Origin of the sequence: Marinibacterium profundimaris (assembly GCF_002210095.1) — a bacterium.
Lineage (GTDB): Bacteria > Pseudomonadota > Alphaproteobacteria > Rhodobacterales > Rhodobacteraceae > Marinibacterium > Marinibacterium profundimaris.
On record NZ_AQQR01000008.1, the window covers coordinates 123,726 to 142,263 of the forward strand.

21 protein-coding genes are annotated in these 18,538 nt (G+C 68.3%); 9 read left to right on the top strand and 12 right to left on the bottom strand.

The features are described from left to right. Window positions 1-27: 27 nt before the first annotated feature. The 9 genes from rimM to ATO3_RS17985 all read right to left on the bottom strand — a co-directional run bounded on the left by rimM (window position 28) and on the right by ATO3_RS17985 (window position 6,602). Window positions 28-645, bottom strand: a complete 618-nt coding sequence (gene rimM / locus ATO3_RS17945; RefSeq protein WP_088651270.1) for a ribosome maturation factor RimM — start codon at window positions 643-645, stop codon at window positions 28-30. 109 nt (window positions 646-754) lie between these two features. After that, on the bottom strand, window positions 755-1,141 hold the full coding sequence (gene rpsP, locus ATO3_RS17950) for a 30S ribosomal protein S16 (RefSeq protein WP_088651271.1): 387 nt from the start codon (window positions 1,139-1,141) through the stop codon (window positions 755-757). 67 nt (window positions 1,142-1,208) lie between these two features. Beyond that, window positions 1,209-1,508: a chorismate mutase gene (locus ATO3_RS17955; RefSeq protein WP_088651272.1), complete on the bottom strand. Its 300-nt coding sequence runs from the start codon at window positions 1,506-1,508 to the stop codon at window positions 1,209-1,211. Then, a complete protein-coding gene (locus ATO3_RS17960) occupies window positions 1,501-2,106 on the bottom strand; it encodes a GNAT family N-acetyltransferase (RefSeq protein WP_088651273.1) in 606 nt (201 codons plus the stop codon). Before ATO3_RS17960 ends, ATO3_RS17955 begins: the two co-directional genes overlap by 8 nt. After that, entirely contained in the window at window positions 2,103-2,642 is a 540-nt protein-coding gene (locus tag ATO3_RS17965) for a GNAT family N-acetyltransferase (RefSeq protein ID WP_088651274.1), read from the bottom strand. The genes ATO3_RS17960 and ATO3_RS17965 overlap by 4 nt, the downstream gene beginning before the upstream one ends. Further along, entirely contained in the window at window positions 2,639-3,166 is a 528-nt protein-coding gene (locus tag ATO3_RS17970) for a GNAT family N-acetyltransferase (RefSeq protein WP_088651275.1), read from the bottom strand. Before ATO3_RS17970 ends, ATO3_RS17965 begins: the two co-directional genes overlap by 4 nt. Next, window positions 3,163-3,687, bottom strand: coding sequence for a GNAT family N-acetyltransferase (locus ATO3_RS17975; protein ID WP_233152204.1), 525 nt, complete (start codon window positions 3,685-3,687; stop codon window positions 3,163-3,165). The genes ATO3_RS17970 and ATO3_RS17975 overlap by 4 nt, the downstream gene beginning before the upstream one ends. 136 nt (window positions 3,688-3,823) lie before the next feature. Beyond that, window positions 3,824-5,326 (bottom strand): signal recognition particle protein, encoded by a 1,503-nt coding sequence (gene ffh / locus ATO3_RS17980; RefSeq protein ID WP_088651277.1) that lies wholly within the window; start codon window positions 5,324-5,326, stop codon window positions 3,824-3,826. A gap of 526 nt (window positions 5,327-5,852) precedes the next feature. Beyond that, entirely contained in the window at window positions 5,853-6,602 is a 750-nt protein-coding gene (locus ATO3_RS17985; protein ID WP_088651278.1) for an aspartate/glutamate racemase family protein, read from the bottom strand. 204 nt (window positions 6,603-6,806) lie between these two features. Here ATO3_RS17985 and ATO3_RS17990 point away from each other — a divergent pair, with 204 nt between their 5' ends. Both ATO3_RS17990 and ATO3_RS17995 read left to right on the top strand, forming a co-directional pair. Further along, on the top strand, window positions 6,807-7,685 hold the full coding sequence (locus tag ATO3_RS17990) for a LysR family transcriptional regulator (RefSeq protein WP_088651279.1): 879 nt from the start codon (window positions 6,807-6,809) through the stop codon (window positions 7,683-7,685). Window positions 7,686-7,744: 59 nt separating this feature from the next. Next, a complete protein-coding gene (locus tag ATO3_RS17995) occupies window positions 7,745-8,629 on the top strand; it encodes a DMT family transporter (RefSeq protein ID WP_088651345.1) in 885 nt (294 codons plus the stop codon). Between the two features lie 19 nt (window positions 8,630-8,648). Here the strand turns inward: ATO3_RS17995 and ATO3_RS18000 are convergent, their stop codons facing one another. Beyond that, window positions 8,649-9,002, bottom strand: coding sequence for an ArsR/SmtB family transcription factor (locus ATO3_RS18000; protein WP_088651346.1), 354 nt, complete (start codon window positions 9,000-9,002; stop codon window positions 8,649-8,651). A gap of 230 nt (window positions 9,003-9,232) precedes the next feature. Here ATO3_RS18000 and ATO3_RS18005 point away from each other — a divergent pair, with 230 nt between their 5' ends. From ATO3_RS18005 to ATO3_RS18025, 5 genes are all read left to right on the top strand, one after another. After that, the gene (locus ATO3_RS18005; RefSeq protein WP_088651280.1) at window positions 9,233-9,628 is read left to right on the top strand and encodes an AtpZ/AtpI family protein; all 396 of its coding nucleotides are present in this window, start codon (window positions 9,233-9,235) and stop codon (window positions 9,626-9,628) included. Window positions 9,629-9,631: 3 nt separating this feature from the next. Beyond that, on the top strand, window positions 9,632-10,414 hold the full coding sequence (locus tag ATO3_RS18010; protein WP_233152205.1) for a F0F1 ATP synthase subunit A: 783 nt from the start codon (window positions 9,632-9,634) through the stop codon (window positions 10,412-10,414). 66 nt (window positions 10,415-10,480) lie between these two features. After that, window positions 10,481-10,705: a F0F1 ATP synthase subunit C gene (locus tag ATO3_RS18015; RefSeq protein ID WP_043744635.1), complete on the top strand. Its 225-nt coding sequence runs from the start codon at window positions 10,481-10,483 to the stop codon at window positions 10,703-10,705. Between the two features lie 99 nt (window positions 10,706-10,804). Beyond that, window positions 10,805-11,356: a F0F1 ATP synthase subunit B' gene (locus ATO3_RS18020; protein WP_088651281.1), complete on the top strand. Its 552-nt coding sequence runs from the start codon at window positions 10,805-10,807 to the stop codon at window positions 11,354-11,356. Between the two features lie 5 nt (window positions 11,357-11,361). Continuing rightward, window positions 11,362-11,922, top strand: coding sequence for a F0F1 ATP synthase subunit B (locus tag ATO3_RS18025; RefSeq protein ID WP_088651282.1), 561 nt, complete (start codon window positions 11,362-11,364; stop codon window positions 11,920-11,922). A gap of 98 nt (window positions 11,923-12,020) precedes the next feature. On the opposite strand, the gene ATO3_RS18030 is transcribed toward ATO3_RS18025, so the two are convergent. Then, window positions 12,021-12,791 carry an FCD domain-containing protein gene (locus ATO3_RS18030; protein WP_088651283.1) on the bottom strand — a complete coding sequence of 257 codons (771 nt, stop codon included), beginning with the start codon at window positions 12,789-12,791 and terminating at the stop codon, window positions 12,021-12,023. 181 nt (window positions 12,792-12,972) lie between these two features. Between ATO3_RS18030 and ATO3_RS18035 the strand changes: the two genes are divergently transcribed. Then, on the top strand, window positions 12,973-13,380 hold the full coding sequence (locus ATO3_RS18035) for a hypothetical protein (RefSeq protein WP_088651348.1): 408 nt from the start codon (window positions 12,973-12,975) through the stop codon (window positions 13,378-13,380). 178 nt (window positions 13,381-13,558) lie between these two features. Beyond that, window positions 13,559-17,014 (top strand): chromosome segregation SMC family protein, encoded by a 3,456-nt coding sequence (locus ATO3_RS18040; RefSeq protein ID WP_088651284.1) that lies wholly within the window; start codon window positions 13,559-13,561, stop codon window positions 17,012-17,014. 345 nt (window positions 17,015-17,359) lie between these two features. On the opposite strand, the gene ATO3_RS18045 is transcribed toward ATO3_RS18040, so the two are convergent. After that, complete coding sequence (locus ATO3_RS18045) at window positions 17,360-18,523, bottom strand: lytic murein transglycosylase (protein WP_088651285.1); 1,164 nt, start codon at window positions 18,521-18,523, stop codon at window positions 17,360-17,362. Window positions 18,524-18,538 lie beyond the last annotated feature (15 nt).

Genomic DNA, 18,538 nt, shown 5'->3' on the forward strand with positions numbered 1-18,538 from the left:
ACCTCTCGGGGACGGGGCGCATGGCGGTCAGAACAGACCGTCGGGCGGATCGGCGACGATCCGGCCCGAGGCGAGATCGACGGTGGGCACGGCGGCCAGGGTGAAGGGCAGCAGCACGGTGTTCTTCAGGCCGGGGCCGTGGATTTCCAGCAGGTCGGAGGCGCCGTGGTTGAGCACCGATTTGACCCGGCCGAGCCGCGTGCCGCCGGTGTCGAAGACATCGAGGCCGATCAGGTCGGCATGGTAATATTCGTCGTCGGGCAGCTCGGGCAGGCGGTCGCGGCCGACATAGAGGCGCAGGCCCTTCAGCGCATCGGCCTGTTCCTTGGTCGAGACCCCGCCGAGGCGGGCGGCGAAACCGTTCTTGACGCTGCGCACGAGGCGCACGTCGTATGTCGTGGTGCCGTCCTCGGACGCGAGCGGGCCGTAGGTGGCGATATCGTCGGGGATGGCGCAGAAGCTCTTGAGCCGCACCTCTCCGCGGACGCCGAAGGAGCCGGCGATGGCGCCGACGCAGACCCGGTCGGCGGTTTCGGGGCCGGGTGGCGAACCGGCAGTCGGGCCGGATGTCGGGGCAGCCGCCTTGCCGGCGGTCTTGCGGCCGCGGGGGGGCTTTGCGGATCCGGAGCTGTCGGGGTCTGTCATGCCGGGCCTCCCTGCAGGGTCACGGGGGAGGATATCCCCCGGACCGGAACTCGGGACGGGGGTGGACGCTTGCCTGCGGCATCGCCCCACCCGCCGTCCCGCAACGGGCTCATTCTGCCGCGGCTTCCTCGGCCGGAGCGTTGGCGGCTTCGGCCGCTTCGGCTGCCTTGGCGGCCTTCTCGTCGGCGCGTTCCTGGGCCTTCTTGCCCGGGGTGCCCTTGTTGGGGTTGTTGCGCTCGGCCTTCTCGCGGGTGCCGGCGGCTTCGAGCATGCGGGCAATCCGGTCGGTGGGCTGGGCGCCCTGGTCGAGCCAGTACTGCACGCGTTCCATGTTCATCTGGACGCGCTGCTCGTTGTCCTTGGGCAGGAGCGGGTTGTAGGTGCCCAGCTTCTCGATGAAGCGGCCGTCGCGCGGCTTGCGGCTGTCGGCCGCGACGATGCGGTAGAAGGGGCGCTTCTTGGACCCGCCACGGGCCAGTCGGATCTTCATAGCCATTGTCTGTTCTCCTTATCGAATGGCGTTGGGTCGGTGGCATCTGCCACCGGTTCTTCCGGGGTCGGCGTTATGCCTTGTGCTTCCGGTGATGCCGGATCACCTCCTGAATGATGAAATTCAGGAATTCCTTCGCGAATTCCGGGTCGAGGTCGGCCTCGCGGGCCAGCGCCTCGAGCCGGGCGATCTGTTTCTCCTCGCGCGCGGGGTCCGACGGCGGCAGATCGTGTTCCGCCTTCAGCCGGCCGACCGCCTGCGTGTGCTTGAACCGCTCGCCCAGCGTGTAGACGAGGATCGCGTCCAGCCGGTCGATGCTTTCGCGGTGCTCTTTCAGGATCTCCGCCGCGCGGGCGACTGTGTCTTCAGTCAATGGACCATCCTTTCGGCTTGAACAGCGGATCGCGGTAATGGCTGATCTCCATCTCGATCCCGTGGGCGAGCTGGCTGTCGTCGAGCGCGGCCGGCGCCGGATGGCGGTAGACCGCGTCGTTGCCGTCGATCGTCGCGGCGTCGTGGTCCTTCCAGGCGCCGAGCCGTTCGGCCAGCCGGATCGAATCGAGGTTCTTCGGGTCGATGTAGCTGACCGCGCCCTCCCAGCCGAGCTGGTCGTAGAGATAGTGGCGCGCGGCATGGACCGCTTCCAGCGCATAGCCGCGGCCGGCCTTCTCGGGCCAGATCACCCAGGCGATCTCGGGCTCGGGCCATTTCGCGGGCTTCCAGCCGCCGGCCATGCCGTAGGTCTCGTCGGTGGCCTTGTCGTGGATCATCCACATGCCATAGCCGCGGATCTGCCAGTGGCCGATCTCGGCGGCGTAGAGCATCCAGGATTCGTAGGGGTTCAGCGGCCCGCCCATGAACCGCGCGCGGTAGCTGGTGAAGGTGGCCTTGAAATCCGGGTAATCCTCGGCCTCGGGCCCGCGCATCACGAGGCGCGCGGTTTCCAGCACGGGAATGTTCATCGCGGTCATGCCGACACCCCCGGGGTGTGGCGGAAGACCAGCGTGCCCTCCCAGCCGTCGAGGTCGGGGTGGGCCCCGTCGGGATCGTGCACGGCGCCAAGGCGTTCGGCCAGGGCGATGGAGCGGGCGTTGTCCTGATCGATGTAGCTGACGGCGGTGGTCCAGCCCAGGTTGTCCCAGGCCCAGTCGCGCGCGGCGGCGGCGGCCTCGCGGACGATCCCCTTGCCCTCGGTCTCGGGTGACCAGGCGGACCAGCCGAATTCGGGTTCGACCCAGCCTTCGGGGAAATAGGGGCCGGTGGCGCCGAGCGGCTCGCCGGTTTCCCTGTCGCAATAGATGAACATGCCGTAGCCGCGCATCACCCAGTGGCCCGTCACGTGGCCCATGGTGCGCCAGGCCTGGAACCGGCTTTGCGGCCCGCCCATATAGCGCGACCGGTCGTCCATCAGGAAGGTGATGCCGGGCTCGACATCGCTGGCCTGCGGGGCGCGCAGCACCAGGCGCTCGGTCTCGATCACCGGGGTGTTGAAGAGGGTCACGCTCATGCCAGCGACTCCCGCGAGGGGTGGCGCCAGATGTAGAGCTCGCCGTAATCGGCGGAGCGGAAGGTGCCGTCGCGCAACGCGCCCATGCGCTCGGCCAGAGCCATCGACCGGGTGTTGTCGGGCGTGGTGCAGGAAATGACCGTGTCCCAGCCCAGCGTATCGTAGACAAAGGCGCGCGCGGCCAGGGCAGCCTCAAAGGCGATGCCGCGGCCCTCGGCGGCCTCGAAGACCGTCCATGCGATTTCCGGTTCCGGCCAGCCGACCGGGAAGTACGGGCCGGTGATGCCAAGCGGCGCGTTGGTCTGCTTGTCGGCGATCATCCAGCGGCCATAACCGCGCAGCGACCAGTGGCCGATGATGGCCGACAGCTTGTGGAAGGCGTCACCGGCCGTGAAGGGGCCGCCGACGCCGGCCGACCGCTCGGACAGGCAGAACTCTGTATAGGCGTCGAGATCCCGCGCATTGGGGGCGCGCAGCACCAGCCGCTCGGTCTCGATCGTGGGGATGAGGGGCGCATGGCTCATGCCGGCACCTTCGTCAGGTCGTGCACGATCACCACGTCGCCGGGATCCTCGCCCTTGGCGTCCGGGTCGATCACGCCGCCCAGGCGCTGCCCCAGCGCGATGGAGCGCGCGTTTTCAGGGTCGATGATGTTGATCAGGCGGGTCCAGCCAAGGCTGTCGCGGGCCCAGCCCATGACGGCGCGGGCGGCCTCGGCGGCGATGCCGCGGCCTTCCGCCTGCGGGACCACGAACCAGCCGAGCTCGGGCTCGGGGAAGCTGTCGGGCTCGTAGATGCCGACCTCGCCCAGGTAGGCTCCGGTCTCGCGGTCATCCACGCCGAAGGGGCCGTAGCCGCGCAGCTGCCAGATGGCCACGTCCGAGGCCCAGACACGCCAGGCCTGGCTGCGATCCATCATGCCCCGTTCGTGGATCGAACGGGGCGAGGCGAAGAAGGCGGCCCAGTGCGGGAAATCCGTGATCTTCGGTGCGCGCAGGACCAGGCGGTCGGTGGTGAGCGTGGGGATGGTCAAGGTGGGGGTCATGCCGCGGCCTCCCCGCAGGGCACGCATGCGGAGGGGGCGCAACCCAGCGGACGCGCTGCCGCGCGACAGCACATATCAGCGGGAATGCGACGCGATACGCCGACCCGCGACCAGGGATATGTGGCGGCCCGGGTCATCACTTCTTCTTGCCGAAGCCCGAGAGGCCCGGGGGCAGGCCCGCGCCGCCGCCCAAGCCCGGCAGGCCGCCGCCCGGCATCTTGCCGGCCTGTTTCGCGGCCGCTTCCAGCATCTTGGGATCCATGCCGGCGGCCAGGTCGGCGGGGTTGCCGCCCTTGCCCATCATCGCCTTCATGGCCTGTTTCATCATGCCGCCCTTGGACTTGCCCATCTTCTTCATCATGTCGCCCATCTGGCGGTGCATCTTCAGAAGCTTGTTGAGGTCCGACACCTCCTGCCCGGCGCCCGCGGCGATGCGCTTCTTGCGCGAGGCCTGCAGGATCTTCGGGTTGGCGCGTTCCTTCTTGGTCATCGACTGGATCAGGGCGATCTGCCGCGTGATGATCTTGTCGTCAAAGCCGGCCTCTTCGACCTGCTTGGCCATCTTGCCCATGCCGGGCATCATCGACATCATGCCTTCCATGCCGCCCATCTTGAGCATCTGCTCGAGCTGCATCTTAAGGTCGTTCATCGAGAACTGACCCTTGGCCATGCGGCGCATCATCTTCTCGGCCTGCTCGGCCTCGATGGTTTGCTGGGCCTTCTCGACCAGCGCCACGATGTCGCCCATGCCGAGGATCCGGCCGGCGATGCGCTCGGGCTCGAAGGTCTCGATGGCGTCCATCTTCTCGCCGAGGCCGACGAAGCGGATCGGCTTGCCGGTGACGGCGCGCATCGACAGTGCGGCGCCGCCGCGGCCGTCGCCGTCCATCCGGGTGAGGACCACGCCGGTCACGCCGATCTTGTCGTCGAATTCGGTCGCCACGTTCACCGCGTCCTGGCCGGTCAGGCCGTCGACCACCAGCAGGGTTTCACGCGGGTTGGCCACGTCGCGCACGGCGGCGGCCTGGGCGATCAGTTCCTGGTCGATATGCAGGCGGCCGGCGGTGTCCAGCATGTAGACGTCGTAGCCGCCGAGGCTCGCCTGCGTCTTGGCGCGCCTGGCGATGGTGACCGGGTCCTCGCCCTTGACGATCGGCAGGGTGTCGACGCCGATCTGGGTGCCCAGGATCGCCAGCTGTTCCATCGCGGCGGGCCGGTTGGTGTCGAGCGAGGCCATCAGCACGCGCTTGCCTTCGCGGTCCTTCAGACGCTTGGCGAGCTTGGCGGTGGTGGTTGTCTTGCCCGAGCCCTGCAGGCCGACCATCAGGATCGGCGCGGGCGGGCTGTCGATCTTGAGCGCGCCGGGATCGGCATCGCCGGTCAGCGTGTCGACCAGCGCATCGTGGACGATCTTGACGACCTGCTGGCCCGGGGTGACCGACTTGGTCACGGCCTGGCCGGTGGCGGCCTCCTGCACGCGCTTGACGAAATCGCGGGCCACGGGGAGCGAGACATCGGCCTCGAGCAGGGCGACGCGAACCTCGCGCAGGGCGGTCTTGACGTCCTCTTCCGAGAGCGCGCCCTGTTTCGTCAGCCGGTCGAAGACGCCTGACAGGCGCTCGGACAGATTTTCAAACATGTCTTCGGCCTCCTGCGCCGTTACGTCCCTTGCCGGTCCGAATGTAGGAACCGACGGCTCAATGCACAAACGCCCCCACGGGCGCAACGCGCTGGTGGAGGGCGATCCCGGCATGCGCCGGGACCGGAAGGCTGGCTTCCGGTGGATGGCTGCGTCGGATAGAGGGCGAGGGCGGATGAGTCAAGCGGGAATGGCGCGGGGGGCGGCCGTGCAGGAGGGGCGGGGCTGGATCTGCCGGGCCAGCGTCCCCGAGGCGCGGCGGACAGGGTCGAATGCGGGACAGCGAGCCGGGGGCGGGTCCTGTCCCGGTGGAGACGGCGGATCGCGGGCAAGGCTCCCGCCCACCCACCCCGCCATGCCCGCGATCCTCGGCGCGGTGCGGAGATCCCGGAATGCGGAAGGCGCGGTGCAGGAGTGTCACAAGTGTATAGTGTCGAGCGCCGGCCCTGCGGATCACCCGGTGCAGGCGTTCAGGCCGGCCGCGCCCGTGCGGCAGGTCGGATTTTTCCCGCGTCCCGCTCTTCAGTCACCTCCCTGACGGCGTCAAAGCCCGGTCCAGCGCCGCGGCGACATGGGCGGCGGAGGAGTTGATGAAGACGTAGCCGTCCGCCTTGAACACCGGGTCGTCCAGGTGGTCGGGGAAGGCCAGCGGCAATTCGGTGCAGGCCAGCACCACCGCTGTCCCCGGGGGAGCGTGGCGGCGAATGAAGCCCATGAGCTTGTCGCGGGCCTGCCCGGACGCGCCGCCGTAGAAATCGGTGTCGATCATCGCCTGCATCTCGGCGATATCGGCATCGGGCAGCCGCGTGTTGGCGGCCACGCATTCCCGCTCCAGCGCCAGGGCGTAATCCCGCGCCTCCATCGTCACCGAGGTGCCCAGAACCAGCGCCCGTTCGGCGCCGGCATCGGCGGTCGCCGTCGCCGTCACGTCAAGGATCGACAGCACGTCCAGGTGCACGCCCTTGCGGATCGACGCCAGCCGGGCATGGGGCGTGTTCGAGGCGATGATTGCAAAGGCACAGCCGACCCGGTCGAGGTTGATCAGCGCCGTACGGAAGACCGCGTCGAAGGCCTCCCAGCTGCGATCGTCGCCCGGGCGGCCGCGCAGCGCGCGGGTCTGGCTCTGGACCACGCTCTCGATCGCCATGGGCGGCATCGGGTAGGGCGCCACGTGTCCCCGGGCGGCATAGAACCGGCCCGCGCCCTCGGCGATGGCGCGGTAATAATCGATGGTCGATGCCCAGCCGACCCCGCCGACGATCCCGATCTTGCGCATGTGCCGCTCCCTTCCCTTGCCCGGGCACAGCATGCGACAGCCGGCGTCCCGCGGCTACCTCCGAATTCCATCCCGGCGGAGCGGTGTCATGCGAACGGGCAATATCCGCCCGGCCGGCGGTCTTCCGGGGAAACCCCCTTGAACCGTCGAACATCTCTGCGCAAAAGCGGGGTAAGGTGTGAGTATCCGCACAGAGAGAAGACGATGGACAATTGGGACGAGGTCCGGACGGCCTACCAGGTGGCGCGGCTGGGAACGGTGAGCGGCGCGGCCGAGGTGCTGGGCGTGCACCATGCGACGGTGATCCGCCATATCGACGCGCTCGAGGCGCGGCTGGGCGTGAAGCTGTTCCAGCGCCATGCGCGGGGCTACACCGCGACGGAGGCCGGCACCGACCTGTCGCGCGTGGCCCAGGCGACCGAGGACCAGTTCAACCAGCTGGTCGGGCGGCTGAAGGGACAGGGCGAGAGCATGACCGGCGAGCTGGTCATCACCTCTCTGGAATCGCTGGCGCCGCTGATGGTGCCCGCCCTGGCCGAGTTCCAGGAGCAGCACCGGGACCTGACCGTGCGCTACCTGACCGGCGAACGCCTGTTCCGGCTGGAATACGGCGAGGCACATGTGGCGATCCGCGCCGGAAATGCGCCGGAACAGCCGGACAATGTTGTCCAGCCCTTCGCCCAGCAGCGCATGGCGATCTATGCGGCGCAATCCTATGCCGACCGGCACGGCCTGCCGAAGGGGCCGGAGGACTTCGCAGGCCACCGCTTCGTCGGCCATGACGACGACAAGTTCCGCGCGCCGCACGCGCGCTGGATGCGAGCGCATGCGCCTCATGCGACCGTGATCTTCCGCTCCACCGACTTCCGCGCGCTGGAGGAGGCGATCGCCTCGGGCACCGGTATCGGTTTCATACCCTGCTACGAGGCCGCGCGGCGCGGCGGGCTGATCGAGGTCATGCCCTCGGTTCCCGAATGGTCGGCCCCCCTCTGGCTGGTGACCCACGTGGACCTGCACCGGACCCACAAGGTGCAGACCTTCCAGACCTTCCTGAAGCAACGGGCGAAGGACTGGGGCCTGTGAGCCGCGCGGGCGTGGCGTCCAGGCTGGGGTCCAGCCCGGCGCTGCAGGGTCACCTGGCGATGTTGCTGTTCTCGGCGCTGGTGGCCGGGTCGTTCTCGCTCGGCGCGCAGGTCGCGGCGGAAATCGCCCCGGCGGCCATCAACGCCGCGCGCTTTGCCATCGCTGCCGTGGTCATCGGGGGCGTGGCGCTGGTCACCGGCGGCGGTATCCCCCGGTCCGCCGCCCGCGCGCCCTGGCGCTACCTGGTGTTGGGCGGGCTCTTCGCGGCGTACTTCGTGCTGATGTTCGAGGGGCTGAAGACCGCGCCCGCGCTCTCCACCTCCGCCGTCTTCACGCTGACGCCGATCCTGTCGGCGGTCTTCGGCTACCTGCTGCTGCGCCAGGTCACGACGCGGCAGATGGCGCTGGCCCTGGCGATCGGCGCCGGCGGCGCGGTCTGGGTGATCTTCCGCGGCGACTGGACGGCGATGCGCGCGATGGAGATCGGGCGGGGCGAGATGATCTATTTCGTCGGCTGCATCAGCCACGCGATCTACACGCCGATGGTGCGCAAGCTGAACCGGGGCGAGCGGCCCGTGGTCTTCACCTTCGGCATGCTGATCGCGGGTTGCGCGGTGCTGCTGGCCTGGGGCTGGTCCGATATCCGCGCCACCGACTGGTCGGCGCTGCGCCCATTGATCTGGATCACGCTGCTCTACCTCGCGATCTTCGCCAGCGCCTCGACCTTCGTGCTGCTGCAATTCGCGACGCTGCGCCTGCCCTCGGCCAAGGTCATGGCCTACACCTACCTGACGCCAAGCTGGGTCATCCTTTGGGAACTGGCCCTGGGCAACGGCGCGCCGCCGGCAAAGGTGCTGATCGGCATCGTGATGACGGTGGTGGCGCTGATCCTTCTGCTGGAACAGGACCCCGAACCCAAGGCGACCCCAAGACGGACGGGCTGACCGCGCCACGGCCCGGCGCTTACGGCCGGTTCGCGACCTGATCCTCGATCCCGTCGCCCAGCTCGGCCGTCAGGAAGCGTTCGAAGGCATCGAGATGCACCGGCTCGAACTGGCCAAAGCCCTGCATCCAGACGCTTGCCGATTTCAGCGCGTCGGGCTTCAGCTTGCACCACTTCACCCGTCCGCGCTTTTCCTGCGCGATCAGCCCGGCGCGGGTGAGGATGACAAGGTGCTTGGAAATCGCTGCCAGGGACATGTCGAAGGGCTCGGCCACGTCGGTCACGGCCATGTCGTCCTCCAGCAACATGGCCAGGATCGCCCGACGGGTCGGGTCTGCCAGGGCGGCAAAGACGGTGTCGAGCGGATCGGCCATGATCCTGCTGTGCCGTAGCCCGAAGGCATCGTCAACCATCCGGTTGAATATGGGAAACCTGTCCGTTTGCGCCACCGGGGCGGTGCGGCGCGATGACCCCCTTCTTCATCTTTGTAAAAATACTCCAATAAAACAATGGCATACCCGCGCCACCGCCAGTCATTTCAGGCAATTGACTCGGACACGTTTCCTCCTTAGCAACCATGCCAACACCTGCGTGAGGACCCTCCTTGACCGAGCCGGATGGCGACCAGACCGAAGAGCAGCGCCGGGCCGAGAAGATGGCGCAGCTCGAGGCACGGATCGCGGCGGCGAAGAAGTCGAGAGAGCCGGGACCGCGCAAGGAGGATCACCACTCCCAGGCACAGCTGGCCTGGCGCATGGTGATCGAACTCGTGGCCGGTCTTGGGATCGGTTTCGGCATGGGGTACGGGCTGGACAGCCTTTTCGGGACGATGCCGTTCCTGCTCGTGCTGTTCACATTTCTGGGTCTCGCCGCCGGCATCAGGACGATGATGCGCTCGGCGGAGGAGGTCCAGCTGAAACAGGTTTCCGCCGAGGCGGAGGCAGACGGTAACACGGCGCCCGACACCCGGGATATCGCCGACGATGATGACAGGAGCTGAGACGTGGCTACGGAAACGGTCGACACCCACGCAGCGGATGCCGCCCATGGCGCTGAAAGCAGCCTGAGCTTCCACCCGATGGATCAGTTCATCGTCAAGCCGCTGTTCGGCGGCGACACGGTGAATTTCATCACCCCCACCAACGTCACCTTCTGGCTGGCGATCACGGTGCTGGCGATCATCGGCCTGCTGGTGCTGACCACGTCCAAGCGCGCGATCGTGCCGGGCCGCGGCCAGTCGATCGCAGAGCTTGCCTATGGCTTTGTCCACAAGATGGTCGAGGACGTCACCGGCAAGGACGGCCTGAAGTACTTCCCCTACATCATGACGCTGTTCATGTTCATCGTGGTCGCGAACTTCATCGGCCTGGTCCCGATGGCCTTCACCACCACCTCGCATATCGCCGTGACCGCGGTGCTGGCGCTGGCGGTGTTCCTGACCGTGACCATCCTGGGCTTCGTCAAGAACGGGACCGAGTTCCTGGGCCTCTTCTGGGTCTCGAGCGCGCCGCTGGCGCTGCGCCCGATCCTCGCGATCATCGAACTGATTTCCTACTTCGTGCGCCCCGTCAGCCACTCCATCCGACTTGCCGGCAACATGATGGCCGGGCACGCCGTGGTGAAGGTCTTCGCGGGCTTCGCACAGGTATCTGCCATCGCGCCCATCGCGGTGCTCGGCGTGACCGCGATCTACGGGCTGGAGCTGCTCGTGGCCTTCATCCAGGCCTACGTGTTCACGATCCTGACCTGCGTCTACCTGAAAGACGCGCTTCACCCGCATCACTGACGTAACGGTGGGGCAAGCCCCACCCTACAAAGACAAAACCAACTTCCAATCGTAAGGAGAAACACAATGGAAGGCGATCTCGCACACATCGGCGCAGGCCTGGCAGCAATCGGTTCCGGCGCAGCCGCAATCGGTGTGGGCAACGTGGCAGGCAACTTCCTGTCCGGCGCACTGCGCAACCCGTCGGCGGCCGCAGGCCAGACCGCGACCCTCTTCATCGGCATCGCATTCGCCGAGGCTCTGGGCATCTTCGCCTTCCTCGTCGCGCTGCTGCTGATGTTCGCCGTCTAAGTCCACCCGACTTAACGACCGAACCAATCCTTACGACGGGCGGCGCCGCGACACAGCGGGCCGCCCGATGGATGCAACAGATCACGACCGGAGGACGTCATGGCGACTGAACCCATCTACGAAGAAGCCGCCGGCATCTGCGTGGATTCCCACGGCGCCGCGATCGGCATGCCGCAGCTTTGCGGCGAGTGGATGCCAAACCAGATCTTCTGGCTCGTCATCGCGCTGATCGTCATCTACCTGGTCCTGACGCGCGTGGCCCTGCCGCGCATCGCCGGCATCCTCGCCGACCGCGCCGGGACGATCACCAATGACCTGGCAGCCGCCGAGGATCTCAAGGCCAAGGCCGTCGACGCCGAGAAAGCCTATGAAAAGGCCCTCGCCGACGCCCGCTCCGAGGCACAGCGCATCGCCACCGAGACCCGGGCCGAGATCCAGTCCGACCTCGACGATGCGATAGCCGAGGCAGACAAGAAGATCGCTGAAAAGAGCGCCGAGTCGGAGAAGGCCCTGGCCGAGATCCGCGAAGGCGCGATGGAAAGCGTTCGCGAGGTCGCCCGCGAGACCGCTGCCGCGCTGGTCGCCGCCCTGGGCGGGACACCCGACCAGAAGGCCATCGATTCGGCCGTTGCCGAACGCGCGAAAGGATGACCCCGATGCGGATGACCCTTGCTGCCCTGCTTGCCGTGACCGCCGCCAGCCCCGCGCTGGCCGCGACCGGCCCGTTCTTCTCGCTGTCGAACACGAACTTCATCGTGTCGATCGCGTTCCTGCTTTTCATCGGCATCCTGTTCTATTTCAAGGTGCCGGCCAAGGTCGGCGGGCTTCTCGACTCGCGCGCCGAAGGCATCCAGTCCGAACTGGACGAGGCCCGCGCCCTGCGTGAAGAAGCCCAGACCCTGCTGGCCTCTTACGAGCGCAAGCAGGCCCAGGTCCAGGACCAGGCCGACCGCATCGTCGAAGCCGCCAAGGCCGATGCCAAGGCCGCGGCCCAACAGGCCAAAGCGGACCTCGAAACCTCCATCGCGCGCCGGATCGCCGCCGCCGAGGACCAGATCGCATCGGCCGAAGCCGCCGCGGTCAAGGAAGTCCGCGACCAGGCCATCCAGGTTGCCGTCGCGGTGGCCCGCGAGGAAATGGCCCGCCAGATGAGCAAGTCGGACGCCAGCGCGCTGATCGATGCCTCGATCGAGGAAATCGGCACAAAGCTGCACTGAGCCGATCCGGGGGAGACCCCGTGTCAGACCGTTAATGCCCGGCCCTTCGCGGCCGGGCTTTTTCGTTTCGATGGGGAATGAACCGTGCCGGGTCGCGCTCAGCCGGTGCCGGTCTCGTGGTCCAGCCTCTGGCGCGCGATCTCCTCGTTCGCCTCGGCCCGCCGCCCGTCGGCCAGGGCGCGTTCGACGAAATCCAGATGAGATTCCACCGCTGCACGCGCCGCCTGGGGCTCGCGGGCCTGCAGCGCGTCGTTGATGGCCCGGTGCTGGTCCAACAATGCGTCCCGCGCCTCGGACCGGGCAAAGACCGCCTGGCGGTTGTAAAACACCCCCTGCCGCAGCAGCTCATACATGGACCGCATCATGTGCAGCATCACCACGTTGTGGCTCGCCTCGATGATGCTCATGTGGAATTGCGCGTCCAGCGCGGCCTCCTCGGCCGGCATGGACCGATCATGGGCCGAGATCATCTTGTCCAGCACCGTGCCGATCACCTTCAGATCGCTGTCCGAGCCCAGCCGCGCCGCGCGCTCGGCGGCCAGCCCCTCCATGTCGCGGCGGAAGGACAGGTAATCCGACATCGCCGTCTCGTGGGTGCCCATCAGCCGCACCAGCGCCGGCGAGAAGGCCGAGCCCAGGACATCGGCGACAAAGATCCCCGATCCGGCCCGGGCCGTGAGCAGGCCCTGCGCCTGCAGTTCGGCCACCGCGTCTCGCAGCGAGGGGCGCGAGACGCCCAGCCGTTCGGCCAGGTCCCGTTCGGAGGGCAGGCGCTCTCCGGGCCGCAGGATGCCGCGCAGGATCAGCAGTTCGATCTGGCGGACGATGGCGGCAGAGATCTTTTCGGGCAGGACTTTCTGAAAGGGCATCGCACGGTCTTTGAAGAATTGGTCAAATCATATGACCACGCGCGGGGCGGCGCAACCAACGCGGCCATCGGCCGTGCCATGCGGTGATGGCGGTGGGGCCTCTGCCTCCTGACGGGCGCCGGCTGGATGGGGCGGCAGAGGTCTCCATCTTCCCTTAACCATGGTGGCCGACGATACCAGCATGCGCCGGGTGCCGATTCTCCTGCTGGGCCTGCTTGCCGCCTGCGATGCGCCCAGCCCCTACTTCGCGGGCCAGCCCGTCACCCGCGTCGCGGTCGACGGCAGCGTGTTCGACGTCCGCATCCGGGGTGACCTGGCCGAATCCGTGCGCATCAGCCCGGAATACGCGCCCCGCCTTGGCCCCATCGGCGGCCGGGCCGCCCTGGCGATGGAACAGGCCAGCGGCTGCCATGTCCGGCGCCTGCTGGGCGATCAGGCGCTGCAGCTGGGCCAGCTGACCTGTGATGACGACCGGAGGCAGGCGCCGGTCCTGCGCCCAACGCCGCAATACGATTGCCTCGAAACGCCCTCGGGTGTTTACCGCGAGGATGGGCTGGAATACCTCGACTACGATTGCGCGCCCTACTAGATAGGCGCCGGTCCGGTGCGATCCATGCGACCCACTTCCGGACAGGCATAGATCAAAGCCCAATATCTTGTGGAAAAGCCGCCTGTCTGCGCCATATCTGCGGCGAACGCGTTGACAGGGCGGCGCCCGACCCGCAACCTTGGACAAACCGACCTGAATCGGCTCAAAGGGCAGATCATTGCGTTTCACAAAGCTGCGTCTCACCGGGTTCAAGAGCTTCGTGGACCCGACCGACCTGATCATCCACCAGGGCCTGACCGGCGTGGTGGGCCCCAACGGCTGCGGCAAGTCCAACCTGCTGGAGGCGCTGCGCTGGGTCATGGGCGAAAATCGCCCCTCCGCCATGCGCGGCGGCGGGATGGAGGACGTGATCTTTGCCGGATCGGGCACCCGCCCGGCCCGGAACTTTGCCGAGGTCTCTCTGCATATCGACAATTCCGACCGGCTGGCGCCCTCGGGCTTCAACGACCAGGATCAGCTGGAAGTCATCCGCCGGATCACCCGCGACGTCGGGTCCGCCTACAAGGCCAATGCCAAGGACGTCCGCGCCCGCGACATCCAGATGCTTTTTGCCGATGCCTCCACCGGTGCGCATTCGCCGGCGCTGGTGCGGCAGGGCCAGATCTCCGAGCTGATCAACGCCAAGCCCAAGGCGCGGCGCCGGATCCTCGAAGAGGCCGCCGGGATCTCGGGCCTCTACCAGCGCCGGCACGAGGCCGAGCTGAAGCTGAACGGGACCGAGCAGAACCTGACCCGCGTCGATGACGTGATCGAACAGCTGGCCTCGCAGCTGGCCCAGCTGGCGCGCCAGGCCAAGCAGGCGGCGCGCTACCGCGCCATCGGCGAGGCGCTGCGCCAGGCCGAGGGGCTGCTGCTGTATCGTCGTTGGCGCGAGGCCGACGATGCCCGGTCCGCCGCCGCGGAAGGGCTGAAGACCTGCACGACCGAAGCCTCGCAACTGGAACGCGCGGTGCGCGAAGCGACGGCGGCCCGCGAGGCGGCCGAAGAGGCCCTGCCGCCGCTGCGCGAGGAAGAGGCCATTGCCGCCGCCGTCGTGCAGCGCATGACCGTCAAGCGCCACGCGCTGGACGACGAGGCCAAGCGCGCCGAAGAGACCATCCGCACCCTGACCGGCCGCATCGAACAGTTGACCAGGGACATCGACCGCGAGGCCGGGCTGAACCGCGACGCGAACGAGACGATCGAACAGCTGGAATGGGAAATGCGCGAGCTCGCCAAGGCGGGCGAGGGCCACGAGGACAAGCTGGAAGAGGCCTCGGACCAGGCGCAGGAGGCCGCGGCGGTCCTGTCCGACCGCGAGGCGCATCTGAGCACGGTCACCGAGGATGTCGCGCGCCTGGCCGCGCGGCACCAGTCTGTCGCGCGCCTGCTGGCCGACAGCCAGAAGACCCTCGACCGGTCCGAGGCCGCGGCCGAACAGGCGGAGGCCAACATGGCCGAGGCCCGGCAGAAGCTGGGCCAGGCCACTGTCGCCTGTGACGAGGCCCGCGCGAACGAAGCCTATGCCCAGCGGGCCGTCGAAAAGGCGGAGGCCGCGCTGGAGGCCTCTGACGAGGCCCTTGGCGAGACACAGGACATGGAGGCCGAAGCCCGTGCCGCACGGTCCTCTGCCGAGGGCGAGGTCGGCGCGATCCAGGCCGAGGTCACCGCGCTGAAGCGCCTGGTGGACCGCGACACCGCCGAGGGCGGGCAGGTGATGGACGAGATCCGGGTCGAGGCGGGGTACGAGAAGGCGCTTGGCGCCGCCATGGCCGACGACCTGCGCGCGCCGCATGTGGGCGCCGACGGGCCTTCGGGCTGGCTGGATCTGCCGGGCTACGAGGCTGCGCAGCCGTTGCCGGACGGCGTGCGCCCTTTGTCGGATGTGGTCGAGGTGCCCGGGGTTCTGGCGCGCCGGATCGGCCAAATCGGCGTGGTGAGCGCGGACGAGGGCGCCCGGCTGCAGCCGCAGCTGCGCCCCGGCCAGCGACTGGTCACGCGCGACGGCGACCTCTGGCGCTGGGACGGCTACCGCGCCTGGGCCGAAGATGCGCCGTCGGCTGCCGCGCTGCGGCTGGAGCAGATGAACCGTCTGGACCAGCTGAAGCAGGACCTTGAAGAGGTCAGCACCCGCGCGGCCGCGGCGACGCAGGCGCATGAGTCGCTCAAGATGCGCCTGAAAGAGCTGGCCGAGGCCGACGCCGCGGCCCGTGCCGCCCGACGCGAGGCAGACCGTGCCGTGGCCGATGCCGGCCGGGCGCTCAGCCGCGCGGATTCCGACCGCAACCTCGCCGAGGGCAAGCTGGAGACGCTGGGCCTGGCGCTGGCCCGTCACCGAGACGAGGCGACCGAGGCCCGACACCAGCTGCGCGAGGCGCAGCGGTCGATGGACGGGCTCGAGGATCTGGAGACCGCGCGCGGCGCCGTCGAGGACCTGAAACAGGTGGTCGAGGCCGCGCGGATCACCATGATGACCCGGCGCTCGGCCCATGATGAATTGCGCCGCGAGGGCGAGGCCCGGCTGAAGCGCAGCCAGGTCGTCACCAAGGAGCTCAGCGGCTGGCGCCACCGGCTGGAGACCGCCGGCACCCGCATCGCCGAGCTTGAAGAGCGGCGCGCCGGGACCGAGGCGGAGCTGCGCGAGGCCAAGGCGCGCCCCGAGGCGCTGGCCGAGGAGCAGGAGGAGCTGCTGGCCGAGCTGGAGACCGCCGAGCTGCGCAAGTCCGATGCCTCCGGCGCGCTGGCCGCCGCCGAGGCGCGGCTGCGCACCGTGGTCCAGACCGAGCGCGACCAGGAGCGCGCCGCCTCGGAGGCGCGCGAGAACCGCGCCCGTGCCGAGGCCCGCGCCGAAGCCGCGCGCGAGGCCGTGCTGCACGCCGCCGACCGCATCGCCGAGGACCGCCAGATGACCCCGGCCCAGCTGCTGACCGCGCTGGAGACGGACCCGTCGGACATGCCCGATGCCGAGACGCTGGAGGCCGAGGTCAACCGCCACAAGCGCCAGCGCGATGCGCTGGGGGCGGTGAACCTGCGGGCCGAGGAAGATGCGCGCGAGGTGCAGGAGGAGCATGACGCGCTGGTGCAGGAGAAGGCCGACCTCGAGGAAGCGATCCGCACCCTGCGGTCGGGTATCGCCAGCCTCAACCGCGAGGGGCGCGAGCGGCTGCTGACCGCCTTCGAGCAGGTGAACAGCAATTTCTCGATGCTCTTCACCCATCTCTTTGGCGGGGGCGAGGCCAACCTGGTGATGGTCGAAAGCGAAGATCCGCTGGATGCCGGGCTGGAGATCATGTGCCAGCCGCCGGGCAAGAAGCTGTCGACCCTGTCTCTGCTGTCGGGCGGGGAACAGACGCTGACGGCCATGGCGCTGATCTTTGCGGTGTTCCTGGCCAACCCGGCGCCGATCTGCGTCCTCGACGAGGTCGACGCGCCGCTGGACGATGCCAACGTGACCCGGTTCTGCGACCTGCTGGACGAGATGTGCCGCCGGACCGAGACACGGTTCCTGATCATCACCCACCACGCGGTCACGATGGCGCGGATGGACCGGCTGTTCGGTGTGACCATGGCCGAGCAGGGCGTGTCGCAACTGGTCTCGGTCGACCTGCGCAAGGCCGAGGCGCTCGTGGCCTGATCCTTGGGGCGGCTGGACGGCGCTCGCCTTCGGCATCGCCCCGGCCGCCGTCCCGCTTCACACTTGGTTAACCACGATAACCCACCTTGGCTCCGTCGCGACCCTTCGCGGCGGAAGGAGGTGATGATCCTGAAACAGGACGCTTATTGGAAGTGGATGGTGATCCTGACGGCGGCTGCGCTGCTCGTCTCCATCATCCGGCTCATCTCCGGTCTCTGACCGGGTATGAGAAGCCCCGCAGAGCGGCAACTCTGCGGGGCTCGTTTCGGTGATGAACCTGAAACACTTACTGGAATGGCCAGGAAACTACCATTTCCTTATCATCCGGTAAAGATCCACGCCCCGTCACAGCGCATTCAGCAGCTCCACCGTCGGCCAGGCATCCGCCGGCATCCCCAGCCGCTGCTGCTCGGCCTGCACCGCCGTCCGTGTGCCCGCGCCCAGAATGCCGTCCACGCCGCCCACGTCATGGCCCCGCGCGGCCAGCCGGCGCTGCAGCTCCATCATCTGCTTGGCCCTCAGCCCGGGATCGGGATCGCCGGCCAGGTAGATCGGCGCCCCTTCCAGCCGCGTCGCGAAATAGGCGGCCGTCATCACGTAGACGAAGCTTTGGTTCCACTCGAAATAGACGTCGAAATTCGGATAGGCGAGGAACGCCGGGCCGTTGCGCCCCTGCGGCAGCACCAGTGACGCCGGCAGGTCCGCCAGCTGTCCCTCGCGGGCCTCGACCCCCAGTGCCGCCCAGTCGGCGGAGGGGCGGGGCTTGCCCGGGCCGGAGAGAGACCAATCCAGCCCGTCTGGCACGACAACCTCCTGGATCCAGGGCTCGCCCGGGCGCCAGCCGAGGCTGGAGAGCAAATTCGCCCCCGACATCAGCGCATCCGGCGCCGAGCTCTTCAGTGTCACGTGGCCGTCGCCATCGCCGTCCACACCGTTTTCAAGGATGTCGCCGGGCAGCATCTGCACCATGCCGATCTCGCCCGCCCAGGCGCCGGTGGTCGTGTCCGGGTCGAAATCACCGTTCTCGTAGAGCTCAAGCGCCGCGAAGACCTGGGGCCGGAACAGATCGGGCCGGCGGCAATCGTGTGACAGGGTCACCAGCGCGTTCAGCGTGTTGAAATCGCCCTGGACGGCGCCGTAATCCGTCTCGAAGGCCCAGAAGGCCAGCAGCACGCCGCGCGACACGCCGTATTGCGCCTCGATCCGGTCGAAGACCCCGGCGTAGCGCTCCGCGTTCTGGCGGCCGCGCTGGATCCGGTTCTGGCTGATCAGCCGTCGCGAGAAATCGAGGAACGGGCGCTGGAACACGCCCTGGGCGCGATCGGCCCGCAGCACCGCGGGATCCTGCCGCGCGGTGGCGAAGAACCGGTCCACCGTCTCGGGCGCGTGGCCCCGGCTGACCGCCTCGGATTTCAGCCCGGCGACGAAGCTGTTGAAGGGGCCGCCGCATTGGGCGGAAACAGGGCCGGCCAGCAGCGTGGCGGCACAGGCGAGAAGAAGGCGGCGCATGGCGGATCCGGTGTT